Below are 12,402 nucleotides of genomic sequence, written 5' to 3'. Positions count from 1 at the left end.
GTCAGCGGCCGGTGGCCGGATCGTCGGGGGTGCTTCCCGGCTGTGGTGAGGGGGTCGGGGGGACGCGGGATCCAGGGGTCTCGCGCACGGCGTCGACGAGGTCGCGCCAGGGGCCGTCGAGGGAGGCATCGGGCAGTTCCTGCTCGTGGCGCTCACCGGGCAGCGTCGCCCGGATGCGCCACATGTACCGGTCGGCGCCCGTCGGAGCATCGGTCTGTGCATCCCAGGGGCAGCGTTCGATGAGCGTCACCCACTGCTCGGTCTCGGGTGGTGCCGCCTCAGCGACCCAGCGCACGCTGCGCCCCAGCAGGCCACCGCTGCGCACGACGATCACGATGACGCGGTCGTCGGCGTCACGGGCATCCGCTGCGCCGTCGTCTCCTCCCGGGTTACCGGGGGGAGCGGGTTCGATCATCCTCGAACACCCCCACCTCTCTCCACGCGGCGGCGACGGCCGCCTCCACATCGTCTCCGAGGTCGGCCGCGGCCGCAAGGGTGGCTTCGGCGAAGTCGGTGAAGGTCGCCCGCGGTGAGATGCCGCTGGTCAGGGCCCGGTACCAGGCGAGCCCCGCGCGCTCCCAGGCGTTGCCGCCCAGTGTGGTCGCCGTCAGTGCGAAGGCGCGATTGGGGATGCCGGAGTTGATGTGCACACCTCCGTTGTCTTCGAGCGTGTCGACGTAGTCGCGCATGTGCCCTGGCTGCGGATCCTTGCCCAGTTCGTCGTCGTCATAGGCGGTGCCCGGTTCGATCATCGAGCGCAGCGCACGCCCCTGCACCGCATCCGTGAAGATGCCCTCACCGACCAGCCAGGTGGCCTGATCGGCGGTCTGTCCCCGCAAGAACTGCTCGGTGAGCACACCGAGCACGTCGGCCACCGACTCGTTGAGGGCACCGGACTGGCCCTGGTAGACCAGCCCGGAGGCGCTCTGGATGACCCCGTGTCCGAGCTCGTGGCCGATCACCGACACCGACAGGGTGAACCCGCGGAACACCTCGCCGTCGCCATCGCCGAAGACCATACGGGTGCCGTCCCAGAAGGCGTTGTCGTAGTCGACGCCGTAGTGCACGGTGGCGTGCAGCGGCGCCCCCGCACCGTCGAGAGAGTCGCGTTCGAAGGCCTCGAGCAGCAGCCGGAAGGTGGCGCCCAGCCCGTCGTACGCCTCGTTCACCGCGGCATCCGCCCCGGGGGCGTCGTCTTCTTCACGCACGATGAGCCCCGGCAACTGCTCGGTGTTCTGCGCGTCGTAGATCGTGCGGGTGGGCGCGGCGCTCACCTCGGCGATGAGCGATCCGTCTTCGCCGATCGAGAGCTCAAGCGTGGAGTGGTAGGCGGGCCGGCCGGCGACGAGGGTCTGCCGGGCGGCCTCGGCGGCGCGCGTGAAGCGGCCGGATGCGGCGAGATTGGCGAGCAGATAACCCGGGATGATCCCCGTGACCTCGTGTGCGTGCTGTGTGTTCATCCCCGTCTCCGTTCCCTCCGACTGGGGGCGACGATACGCCGGGGGTGCGACATTCGGCACCCTGAACCGCGGTCACGAGATGGTATCGGAGCCCAGAGGCCCTTGACACTTCTGAGTTTTGTATACAGAATACGAACGAGCCTGAGGGTTCTCCCGACACGATCTTTTCCGATGATGAAAGAGGTAGCGAGATGGCACGTGCGAACGTGACGCGGTATCTGGCAGGAGGTGTCGCCGCAGCGCTGGCCCTGGGGCTCGCGGCGTGCAGCGGCGGCGGGGGTGGCGGCGGAGTCGCTGCCGACGGCTCGGCCACCGTCGTCTGGTCGACCTGGGGCACGGCTGAGGAGCTCACGCGCTACGAGGAGTTCAATGCCGACTTCATGGAACGCCATCCCGAGATCACGGTGAAGCTGCAGCCGGTGGCCGACTACGGCGACTACCACTCCAAGCTGCTCGCCCAGCTGACCAGCAACACCGCGCCCGACGTGTTCTACGTCGGCGACGACAAGATCGGTCAGTTCGTGGCATCCAATCGCCTCATGCCGCTCAGCGAACTGATGGACTCCAGCGCCAGCGAGACCAAGCCCGACGACTTCTTCCCCGGGCTCTTCGGCGCAGCCGAGCAGGACGGCGAGATCTACGCCGCGCCCAACGACTCGAACCCCGACGTGTTCTGGTACGACAAGGAGGCGCTCGCCGCCGCCGGAATCACCGAAGACCCGGCCACTCTTGCCGAAAACGATGAGTGGACCACCGAGAAATTCCTCGAGATGAACGCCAAGCTCCACGACGCCGGTCTCATCGGCAGCATGTACTGGAACTACTGGGCCACGCACTGGAGCTGGCTCTCGTCGCAGGGCCTTGCCGCGCCCTATGACGACGCCGGCGCATTCACCGCGAACACAGACGCGGACACGGTGGAGTCTCTGCAGCAGTTCGGTGAGCTGTTCCAGGACGGCACTTTCGCCCTGGCCGACACGATGCCAGACGGCGCCGGCGCCGACAGCATGTTCGTGACTCACAAGGCGGGCTTCTTCGTGCAGGGGCGGTACACGATCGGTACCGTCACCGCGGCCGGTGAGCAAGACAGCTATGACATTGTGCGCTGGCCCACCCCCGACGGGACTGCTGCACCGACCGGAGTTGCTACCTCGTTCCTGGCCATCAACGGCAAGACCAAGGTGAAGGATGCGGCCTTCACATTCTGGACCGAGTTCCTCTCGGCTGAGGGCCAGACCTTCCGCCTGCAGGGCGGCGGCAACGCCGTTCCGTCGATCAAGGGCGCCGACGAGGTCGTGCTCGAGGGTGACTACCCCGCGCACGCTCAGACGTTCCTCGACATGCGCGACATCGGGTTCGAGGACTACCCCGCCGAGGCGCGCGTGCCTGGTCTGCCTGGCACCATCTCGGAGGAATTCCTCAAGCTGTACGAGGGCAAGACGGACGCACAGACCACGCTTGACACGATCGCGAAGCTGGTCAAGGAACAGGCGGCGGAGTAGGCGTGAGCACGCTGACAGACGGGCGGATGCTTCGGGGCGACCCTGCGGCATCCGCCCCCGTGCGCAAGGAGTCGACGTGGCGCCGGCGCGACCGGTGGTGGGGCTACTTCTTCGTTGGACCCCAGCTGGTGGGCATGGCGGTGTTCGTCGTCCTGCCCTTCGCGGCAAGCATGGTGCTCGCGTTCGCCTCCTGGGACGGCCTCACCGACTTCACGTGGGTTGGCCTGGCGAACTTCGTCGACCAGCTGCAGGACCCACTGCTCGGTCGGGCCATCGTCAACACCCTGCTCATCGCGATCATCACCGTGCCGATCGGTCTCGGCCTCTCGGTGATTGTCGCGGTCGCACTCGAGCGGCTGAAGACCCGCACCCTCTACCTGATTCTCTTCTTCGCCCCCGTGGTGACCTCGACGGTCGCGGTGGCGATGATCTGGCAGCAGATGTTCCGCGCCGACGGTCTGCTCTCGACCTCAATCTCGAAGATCTTCGGCGTGACCCCACCGGACTGGTTGCAGGATCCCCGCCTTGCCCTCCTCGCCGTCTGCATTGTCACGATCTGGGCGTCCATGGGCCTGAACGTCGTGATCTTCCTCGCCGGGCTGCAGAACATCTCGCCCTCCGTGATCGAGGCCGCCCGCATCGACGGAGCCGGTCCCGTGCGCCTGTTCTGGAGCATCCGCCTGCCGTTGCTGTCGCCGATCGTGTTCTTCTCATCGGTGGTCGCGTTCATCTCGTCGCTGCAGACGTTCGACGTTGTGTATGTGCTCGTGCAGAACGCCGGCCCTGACAACGCCACGCGCACGATCGTCTATCACATCTTCGATCTCGGCTTCACGAAGTTCGAGTTCGGACCGGCCAGCGCGGCCAGCGTCATCCTGCTGCTGCTCACGCTCGTCATCACGGCGATCCAATTCGGTGCACAGAAGAAGTTCGTCCACTACGAGGATGACCCCGCATGATCGCACGTGACTCCGCCCTGAGCACCCCTGCCCCCGCGACCGACTCGACCATCGCGATTACGGCGCCGGGTTACCGGCCCGACGGTCGCGGAGGTGCGGGTGGTCACCGTGCCCGCCGTCGCCTCCGATCAGCACTGCTGCACGTCGCCCTCGTGGTCGCCGGCATCGCGATGGTGTTCCCGTTCATCTGGATGCTGCTCACGTCCTTCAAGACGCTCAAGCAGCTACTGCAGAATCCTCTGCAGTTCCTGCCTGACCCGTGGACATTCGAGAACTACAGCACTGCTTGGAACGCTGTGCCTTTCGGTCAGGCGTACCTGAACAGTGCCTACATCGCCGTGCTGGTGGTGGCAGGAACCCTGCTGACCGCGTCCATGGCCGGGTATGCGTTCGCGCGCATCCCGTTCCGCGGTGCCAAGGTGCTGTTCATCCTCTTCCTCGCGACCCAGATGATTCCCAAGCAGGTCACGCTGATCCCGTTCTACCTCCTTATGTCGAACCTCGGCTGGGTCGATTCGCACCTGGCGCTCATCGTTCCAGGCATCATGGCGAACCCCTTCGCGGTGTTCCTTATGCGGCAGTTCGTGCTGAGTCTGCCGCGGGAGCTTGAAGAGGCGGCAATTGTCGACGGTGCTGGCCGCTGGCGCATCTTCTGGAGCGTCGTGCTCCCGAATCTCAAGCCGGGACTGGCGGCGCTGAGCATCATCGTGGCGCTCGATGTGTGGAACGCGTTCCTGTTCCCGCTCGTGCTCCTGAACAGCCCCGACCTGTTCACAGTGCCGTTGCTGCTGAACGCGTTCGAAGGCCAGCAGGGATCGATCAACTACGGGCTGGTGATGGCCGCTTCCGCGATCGCCACCGTGCCCATGCTTATCGTGTTCGTGATCGGCCAACGCAAGATCCTCAACAGCATGGCCGCCTCGGGCCTTGGCGGTCGCTGAGATGTTGGATGCCGCGGCACTCGCCGGTGACTACCTGGATCTCGTTTCGGCGCCTTTCACGCTCCCGCGATCGCGCGTCCTGGTGTTTCGAGAAGGCGACGGTGTGCGCGTGCACACCTCCGAGTACGAGAGGGGTCTGGAGGAGTGCCGCGTACTCGACGCGCTGACGGTGCTGGATGCCGAGGGACGGCCTCTCGGCATCCACGACGTGCGGCCGGCGCGCGTGTACTTCACCGGGCCGGGCGGGACGGCTACACTCACCTTCTCCGACGAGCGGACGCTGAGCGTCGGAGGATCATCTGGCCTGCGTGTGCGCCTGCGGCGACCGGACGGGCCCGTCGAGGAGCATTTGCTGGTTGACGGGGTCGCGCTGCACGTCGGCGCCGACCGCTGGGTCACCGTCGGCCCAAGCGACCACGGGGCGGCATTGCGGGCGACTGCTGCTGTCTGGGATGACTGGTTCTCTACCTGCCCTGCTGTGCGCGCCGACCTGCAGCCGATGACGGCGTTCTGCTGGTGGGTGCTGGGGGCCAACATCGTCGAGCTGCCGTCGCTCGGCGACGCCCGTGCGATCGTGCCCTCCAAGATCGGCTACGTGGGCCTGTGGCAGTGGGACGCCTATTTCATCGCGGTCGGGTTGTGCCACGGAAACCCCGCACTCGCCCGCGAGCAGCTGGCGATCGCGTTCCGCTTCCCGCAGCCCGACGGGCAGCTGCCCGACGTCGTGCACGAGCGCGGTGTGTTGGCCACGAGCGATGATCTACCCGAGAGCGATCGTGCGACATTGCGTCGCGCCGGTTCGCAGATCGCTGATCCGAGCGTGCCCGTGCCGTTGACCAAGCCCCCACTGGCGGCCTGGGCGTTGCGCCGAGTGCTCGAGGCGCAGGACGACCCTGCGTTTGCTCGTGAGCAGCTGCCCCGAATTGTCGCATCCCAGGACTGGTGGTTCGCGGGCAGTGATCTCGACCATGACGGGATGCCGGAGTACGGGCATCCATATTCGTCGGGGTTGGACGACAGCCCGATCTTCGACGGCCCGTTGCCCACGGCGGCGCCCGACCTGGGTGCCTATCTCGTGCGCCAGGATCTCGAGCTGGCTGATCTGCTCGAGCGCTATGAGCCTGATGCCGACGTCGCACGCTTCCGCGAACGAGCGGCTGCCACGCAGGAAGCCCTCATGCGCATGTGGGATGCAGAACGCGGACGATTCATCGCCGTCGGCGGGGGCGAGCCACAGAGTAGCGACACGATCGTGGGTCTCATGCCGCTGTTGACAGGTCTGCTCCCAGACGCCATCGCGGAGACCTTGCGTCTCGCGATCGACGATCCGCGGCGGTACGCGCTGGAGTGGTCGCTGCCGACGGTCGCGGCGTCGGACCCCGACTTCTCGCCCGAGCATATGTGGCGTGGCCCGATCTGGGTGAACACCAACATGCTCATCGCCGAGGGATTGGATGCTTCGGGGTACGCGGAGCGCGCCCGCGACCTTCGTGAGCAGACCGTCGCGCTCGTGCTCCACGGCGGCGGGCCGCACGAGTACTTCAACCCCCACACAGGGCTACGGGCCGCCACGGCCACCACCGCGTTCGGATGGTCGGCCGCGCTGTTCATCGACCTGGCTGTGCGGCTCTCCTAAGCGAGGGTCTGTTAGGCGGAGAAGTAGGGGCTGGAGGCGTTGTCGAGAATGCGCTGCATGCCGTGCAGCCAGTTGAGCTTGAGGGCATCAACGGCACCAGGAATATCGCCGTCCGCGAGGCAGCGGGCAATCTCGGCATGCTCGGCCGCGACGCGCTCGATCTTCACGTCTTCTGGGACGAGAAGCGACTCATAGCGATGGAACGACGTGCGCACGCTCTCAATCACAGCGAGCAGTCGGGTGTTCGGGCAGGCGGACAGCATGAGGTTGTGCCACTCGTCGTCCTTGGTGATGATCAACCGGTGCTCGACGAGTTCGTCGACGAATGCGCTGGCCAGCTCCTGCAGTCGGGCGCCGATCACGCGCAACTCGTCGGGGGGACTCAGCTCGAGCGCGAGGCTTTCGAGCGCAGCGAGCACGGGCGCGAGATCGCGGAACTCCGCCGCGCTGAGCGGCACGAAGCGGAAGCCCTTACCGTTCTCGCTCTCGATCTGGCCCTCGGACTCGAGCGCGATCAGCGCTTCGCGCAGCGGAGTGCGACTCACGCCGAGCTCGCCGGCCAGCTGGACTTCGTTGATGCCCTCGCCGGGTTGGACGAGTCCGGCCCTCATGCGAGCGAGCAGCTCCTCGCGCACCTGCGAGCGCAGATTCTTGCGTTCGATGGCCATGGGATCCCTTCGCGCTCCTGCCCGTCAGCCTATGGGTTGACGACTTTCGGGGGAGGATCTAGTGTTGTGTATACAGAATACAACGCGGATGAGGTTTGCACCACAGCCGCGTTCGTCAACCGCCGCCGACCCAGAGAGGGGTAGTCCGTGTCCGCAGAGGCCGAGCTCCAACCGGAGCGGCGTGTCCGCATCGATGCGCTCGCTTTCGGCGGCGACTACAACCCCGATCAGTGGTCTGAGCAGACCTGGCAGGAAGACATCCGCCTCATGCGCGAGGCAGGGGTGAACATGGTGAGCCTGCCCATCTTCAGCTGGCCGCAGCTTGAGCCCGAGCCCGGCGTTTACGACTGGGGCTGGCTCGATCGCATCCTCGACTTGCTGCACGAGAACGGCATCAAGATCGACCTCGCCACCGCCACGGCAACACCGCCGTCGTGGCTGCTGCGCGCCCACCCCGAAATGGCGCCGTGGGATGCCGAGGGTCATCGGCTGGAGTTCGGATCGCGTCAGACCTACTGCCCGTCCGCGCCGGCATGGCGGGAGAACGTGGCACGCATGGCGCGAGCCATGGCCGAACGCTACGGTCAGCACCCCGGTCTGGCGATGTGGCACATCTCGAACGAGTACGGAGACCATGTCTCGCGGTGCTGGTGCCCGGAATCCGCGCGGCACTTTCGGCGCTGGCTGAAGGATCGCTATGGCAACCTCGATGCACTCAACGAGGCGTGGGGTGTGAATGTATGGGGTCAGCGCTACACGCTGTGGGAGCACATCGACACCCCGAAGAAGGCACCGGGCCCCGTGAACCCGACCCAGCTATTGGACTTCGAGCGATTCAGCTCCGACGCCCTCCTCGAACTGTTCCAGATCGAGATCGACGTGCTCCGCGAGGTCACCCCAGACGTCGCGGTGACGACGAACTTCATGAGCATGTTCCGCGATCTCGACTACTGGGACTTTGCGGCCCGTGAAGACGTCGTCACCGACGATGCGTACCCTGAGCCCGCCGACCCCACCTCCCACATCGGGGCGGCGCTCAACTACGGGCTCATGCGCTCACTCAAGGGTGGGCGTCCCTGGCTGCTGCTGGAGTCTTCGGCAAGCGCCACGAGCTGGCGTGACGTGAACGTGCCTAAGCCCCCGGGCAAGATCCGCGTCGAGAGCCTGCAGGCTGTCGCTCACGGGTCCGATGCGGTGATGTTCTTCCAGTGGCGGCAAGCCCGCTACGGGCAAGAGAAGTTCCATTCATCGATGGTCGGCCACCGTGGCGAACGCTCCCGCAGCTTCCGCGAGACCCGCGCCCTCGGGCACGAGCTGACGCGTCTCGAGCCGGTGCGCGGCACCCGTGTGCGCTCCCGTGTGGCACTGGTCGTCGACTGGGATTCATGGTGGGGCACGAGTGCCGTCGAGTCGCTTCCCTCACAGCGGTTGCAGTGGGACCAGCAGGCGCGGGCGTGGCATCGGGCGCTGTACACCCTGGGTCATCCGGTGGACGCCGTTCGCGCGACAGGGCCGTTCGACGGCTATGACGTCGTCCTCGTGCCGAACCTGTACATAACGACGCTGCCCCAGGCGGAGGCGCTCACAGCATTCGTCGCGGGTGGCGGCCATCTCGTCGTCGGGCCCTTCTCCGGTGTCGTCGACGACACCGAGAAGGTGCATGAGGGCGGAGCGCCCGGACCTCTGCGTGGGCTGCTGGGTGTCGAGGTCGATGAGCAATGGCCGCTCCCCGACGGCGCTGCCGTCAGCATCGACTACGTCGGGCAGCGGCTCAGCGTGCCGCACTGGAGCGAATGGATCGAGGCGGAAGCCGATGCTGAGGTGCGCGGCGTGTACGACTCCGGCGAGCTCCGCGGGCACCCCGCCATCACCCGCCGGCTCGTCGGCGCGGGGTCGGCTTGGTACGTCAGCGCCATCATCGAACCCGACGGAATGCTCCCCCTCTTCCGCGACGTGCTTACCGGTGCGGGGCTGCCGACCCGCGACGACGTCGACACGGACGTCGAGGTGCTGACGCGTGCCGACGACGACACCGACTACACCTTCCATCTCAACCATGGACACACCCCGGTGTCGTTCATCCTCGATCGGCCCGCAACCGACGTGCTCACCGGCATCCGGCACACCGAGCGGCTCGACCTGGGTCGCTACGGGGTTGCCGTGCTCGCCTCGCCGCGCGCCGACCACGTGCCGTTTTCGCGGCTCGCGCCCACCCCACAGTCCACCGACACCCCGATCGCGAAGGAGGACGCATGACCGAGCCGTTCGTGCATCCCTACATCCCCAACACGGCGCCGCAATCGCGGGCAGCGATGCTTGCCGCAGTTGGGGCCGAATCCGTTGACGAGTTCTATGCCGACATCCCCGAATCACTTCGGCTGCGGCGTCTGCTCGACCTCCCCGACGCGCTCGTCGCCGAACAAGATCTCGCTCGCCACGTGCGCGGACTGCTCGCCAAGAACCACTCCACGCAGGAGCGCCTGAGCTTCCTCGGCGGTGGGACCTACAACCACTACGTCCCTGCCGTCGTCGACGAGGTGATCGGACGCAGCGAATTCCTGACTGCGTACGCGGGAGAACCCTACGAGGATCACGGTCGCTTCCAGGCGCTCTTCCAGTACCAGTCGCTCATGGCCGAGCTACTCGAGATGGACGTCGTGAACGTCCCGACTTACGACGGGTATCAGGCCGCTGCCACCGGACTCGCCATGGCCGGGCGTATCACCTCGCGACCCCGTGTACTCGTTGTCAGCGATGTGCTGCCGGCGAAGCTGTCGAAGGTCACGGACTATGTTCGGGCCCACCTGACGCTTGAGCAGCTGCCGACGGCCAATGGCACCGCCGACCTCGCCGCGGTGCGAGCGGCACTCGGTGACGATGTCGCAGCAGTGTGGGTCGAGACGCCCAGTGCGACCGGCGCCGTCGAGGCGTCTCTACGGGAACTCGCGGACGCCGCGCATGCGGCCGGCGCCGTGCTCGTCGTCGGCACCGACCCGATCGGGTACGGTGTGCTCGCGCCGCCTGCCCTCGCCGGAGCAGACATCGTCACCGGAGATATTCAGTCGCTCGGCTTGCATCAGTGGTTCGGCGGCGCCCACGGCGGCTTCATTGCGGTACACGACGACCCCGCCTTCGTGATGGAGATGCCCTCGCGCCTGTTCGGCCTGGAGACGACCGACGTGCCCGGAGAGTACGGATTCGGCGATGTGGCCTACGATCGTACGTCGTTTGCCCACCGCGAGGAGGGCAAGGAATGGGTCGGCACTGCCGCGGCACTCTGGGGTATTGCCGCCGGGGTCTATCTCGCCCTCATGGGCCCTGCAGGCATGGCTGAGCTCGGCGAGGTGCTTCTGGCCCGCACCCGCTACGCGCAGCGGGCCCTGTCAGCCATCGAGGGCGTCTCGCTCGACGACAACGCCGTACACCTGCGCGAGTTCACGGTGACTCTCCCTGTCCCGGCGGCGGAGATTGTCGCCGCCGGCCGCGCCGAGGGCATAGAACCTGGCTTGATCGTCGGCGAGCACCGGCTCCTTGTGTGCGTCACCGAGATGACCACGCAGGCCGACATCGACCGCCTGGCCGAGCTCATCGCGCAGACCACTGCATCCGCACCGCGCGTCACCGCGCCCGTCCGAGAGGAGCAGGCGAAGTGAGCCTTCCCGTCGCCCCCAAGCCGGCCCTGCGTCGCTTCCACCAGGCACGCTGGGACGAGCCGATCGTGTTCGAGCTCTCCACCCCAGGGGAGCGCGGCGTGCGTGTCTCTCAGATCGAGCCCGGCGTTCGTGAAGCAGTCGGCGACGTGGTCGCCGCACTGCCCGAATCCCTCCGTCGCTCGGTACCGCCGGCGCTGCCCGAAATGGGGCAGATGCGCGTGCTCAAGCACTATCTGCGCCTGTCACAGGAGAACCTTGGCGCCGATTTCAACATCGACATTGGCCAGGGTACCTGCACGATGAAGTACGCCCCCAAGATCAACGAGCAGCTCGCTGGGGTGCCGCAGCTGACCGCGATGCACCCGCATCAGGACCCGGGTGATGCGCAGGGCGTGCTGGAGATCGTCTGGCAGCTCGAGAGGATGCTGGCGGAGATCTCGGGTATGGATGAAGTCTCGCTCCACACTCAAGGTGGATCGGCAGCGATCTGGGCGAACATCGCCATGATCCGCGCTTATCACGAGGCCAACGGCGAGGGTGAGCAGCGTCGCGAAGTCATCACCACGATCTTCAGCCACCCCTCCAACGCGGCCGCCGCGAAGGCCGCAGGATACGACGTCATCACGGTCTTCCCAGACGCCGATGGCTACCCCGACCTCGCCGCGTTGAAGGCGGCGCTGTCGGAACGTACGGCCGCGATCATGGTCACTAACCCTGAGGACACCGGCATCTACAATCCGGCGATCCGCGAGTGGGTCGACGCCGCCCACGCCGTGGGCGCGCTCGCTTCTTACGACCAGGCGAATGCGAACGGCATCTTGGGTATCACCCGCGCCCGCGACGCAGGCTTTGACGTGTGCCACTTCAACCTGCACAAGACGTTCGGCACCCCGCACGGGTCCGGTGGACCTGGTTCTGGGGCGAATGCCGTCAGCGCCGCCCTCGCGCCCTTCCTTCCGGGGCCACGCGTCGTGCGCGCCGACGATGGCACGTTCGGCGTCGTCGACGGCGGAGAACTCTCCATCGGCGCGGTGGCACCGTTCTACGGTGTGATCCCCGCCCTCGTGAAGGCGTACGCGTGGATCCGCGCGCTGGGCGCGCCCGGGTTGCTTGCCGCGGCGGAGACGGCTGTGCTCAACAACAACTATCTGATGGCGAAAGTGCTCGAGATCCCCGGGGCTTCCGCGCCCTACGCGCGGGGCCGTCGTCGCATCGAGCAGGTGCGTTACTCGTGGGAGGAGCTGTTCGAACAGACCGGCATCTCTTCGGAGGAGATCGGGGTGCGGCTGAGCGACTTCGGCATGCACTATTGGACCAGCCACCACCCCTACGTGGTGCCGCAGCCGTTCACGCTCGAGCCCACCGAGTCCTACTCCAAGGCCGAGCTCGACGAGTATGTGGCAGCGCTCGCCCAGGTGGCTCGCGAGGCGCGCGAGCAACCCGATGTGGTGCGCACCGCTCCGCACAACCAGACGGTGCACCACACGCATCATGATGATCTCGACGACCCTGACCGATGGGCGATCACGTGGCGGGCTTACCTGCGCAAGTATCCCGAGGTAGCGGCGCGCCCGGGCGCGTAG

Annotated in this window: 10 protein-coding genes; 7 read left to right on the top strand and 3 right to left on the bottom strand. The window is 66.7% G+C overall.

Going from position 1 to position 12,402, the window contains the following annotated elements; translation table 11 throughout:
- Position 1 precedes the first annotated feature (1 nt).
- Both WDU93_RS07300 and WDU93_RS07295 read right to left on the bottom strand, forming a co-directional pair.
- A complete protein-coding gene (locus WDU93_RS07300; protein WP_337319084.1) occupies positions 2–415 on the bottom strand; it encodes a protealysin inhibitor emfourin in 414 nt (137 codons plus the stop codon).
- Positions 390–1,460 carry a M4 family metallopeptidase gene (locus WDU93_RS07295; protein WP_337319082.1) on the bottom strand — a complete coding sequence of 357 codons (1,071 nt, stop codon included), beginning with the start codon at positions 1,458–1,460 and terminating at the stop codon, positions 390–392. The genes WDU93_RS07300 and WDU93_RS07295 overlap by 26 nt, the downstream gene beginning before the upstream one ends.
- A gap of 191 nt (positions 1,461–1,651) precedes the next feature.
- Here WDU93_RS07295 and WDU93_RS07290 point away from each other — a divergent pair, with 191 nt between their 5' ends.
- The 4 genes from WDU93_RS07290 to WDU93_RS07275 are packed head-to-tail and all read left to right on the top strand — an operon-like array spanning position 1,652 to position 6,498.
- Positions 1,652–2,962, top strand: coding sequence for an ABC transporter substrate-binding protein (locus tag WDU93_RS07290; protein WP_337319080.1), 1,311 nt, complete (start codon positions 1,652–1,654; stop codon positions 2,960–2,962).
- A gap of 2 nt (positions 2,963–2,964) precedes the next feature.
- Complete coding sequence (locus tag WDU93_RS07285; RefSeq protein ID WP_337319078.1) at positions 2,965–3,921, top strand: carbohydrate ABC transporter permease; 957 nt, start codon at positions 2,965–2,967, stop codon at positions 3,919–3,921.
- A complete protein-coding gene (locus WDU93_RS07280) occupies positions 3,918–4,862 on the top strand; it encodes a carbohydrate ABC transporter permease (protein WP_337319076.1) in 945 nt (314 codons plus the stop codon). Before WDU93_RS07285 ends, WDU93_RS07280 begins: the two co-directional genes overlap by 4 nt.
- The gene (locus WDU93_RS07275; RefSeq protein ID WP_337319074.1) at positions 4,849–6,498 is read left to right on the top strand and encodes an amylo-alpha-1,6-glucosidase; all 1,650 of its coding nucleotides are present in this window, start codon (positions 4,849–4,851) and stop codon (positions 6,496–6,498) included. Before WDU93_RS07280 ends, WDU93_RS07275 begins: the two co-directional genes overlap by 14 nt.
- Before the next feature lie 11 nt (positions 6,499–6,509).
- Here WDU93_RS07275 and WDU93_RS07270 read toward each other — a convergent pair whose 3' ends face one another.
- Positions 6,510–7,166 carry a GntR family transcriptional regulator gene (locus WDU93_RS07270; RefSeq protein WP_337319072.1) on the bottom strand — a complete coding sequence of 219 codons (657 nt, stop codon included), beginning with the start codon at positions 7,164–7,166 and terminating at the stop codon, positions 6,510–6,512.
- Between the two features lie 147 nt (positions 7,167–7,313).
- Here WDU93_RS07270 and WDU93_RS07265 point away from each other — a divergent pair, with 147 nt between their 5' ends.
- The 3 genes from WDU93_RS07265 to gcvPB are packed head-to-tail and all read left to right on the top strand — an operon-like array spanning position 7,314 to position 12,402.
- Positions 7,314–9,422 carry a beta-galactosidase gene (locus WDU93_RS07265; protein ID WP_337319070.1) on the top strand — a complete coding sequence of 703 codons (2,109 nt, stop codon included), beginning with the start codon at positions 7,314–7,316 and terminating at the stop codon, positions 9,420–9,422.
- Positions 9,419–10,819, top strand: a complete 1,401-nt coding sequence (gcvPA, locus tag WDU93_RS07260; RefSeq protein ID WP_337319068.1) for an aminomethyl-transferring glycine dehydrogenase subunit GcvPA — start codon at positions 9,419–9,421, stop codon at positions 10,817–10,819. Before WDU93_RS07265 ends, gcvPA begins: the two co-directional genes overlap by 4 nt.
- Positions 10,816–12,402 carry an aminomethyl-transferring glycine dehydrogenase subunit GcvPB gene (gene gcvPB / locus WDU93_RS07255; protein ID WP_337319067.1) on the top strand — a complete coding sequence of 529 codons (1,587 nt, stop codon included), beginning with the start codon at positions 10,816–10,818 and terminating at the stop codon, positions 12,400–12,402. The genes gcvPA and gcvPB overlap by 4 nt, the downstream gene beginning before the upstream one ends.

Source organism: Microbacterium istanbulense (assembly GCF_037204145.1).
GTDB lineage: Bacteria > Actinomycetota > Actinomycetes > Actinomycetales > Microbacteriaceae > Microbacterium > Microbacterium istanbulense.
This window is presented reverse-complemented; position numbering and strand designations above follow the sequence as displayed.

What these genes read in the sequence shown, in the direction of transcription:
- WDU93_RS07300 (WP_337319084.1), bottom strand. Translation starts at nt 415, where the DNA reads ATGATCGAACCCGCTCCCCCCGGTAACCCGGGAGGAGACGACGGCGCA.
- WDU93_RS07280 (WP_337319076.1), top strand. Translation starts at nt 3,918, where the DNA reads ATGATCGCACGTGACTCCGCCCTGAGCACCCCTGCCCCCGCGACCGAC.
- gcvPA (WP_337319068.1), top strand. Translation starts at nt 9,419, where the DNA reads ATGACCGAGCCGTTCGTGCATCCCTACATCCCCAACACGGCGCCGCAA.
- WDU93_RS07290 (WP_337319080.1), top strand. Translation starts at nt 1,652, where the DNA reads ATGGCACGTGCGAACGTGACGCGGTATCTGGCAGGAGGTGTCGCCGCA.
- WDU93_RS07295 (WP_337319082.1), bottom strand. Translation starts at nt 1,460, where the DNA reads ATGAACACACAGCACGCACACGAGGTCACGGGGATCATCCCGGGTTAT.
- WDU93_RS07270 (WP_337319072.1), bottom strand. Translation starts at nt 7,166, where the DNA reads ATGGCCATCGAACGCAAGAATCTGCGCTCGCAGGTGCGCGAGGAGCTG.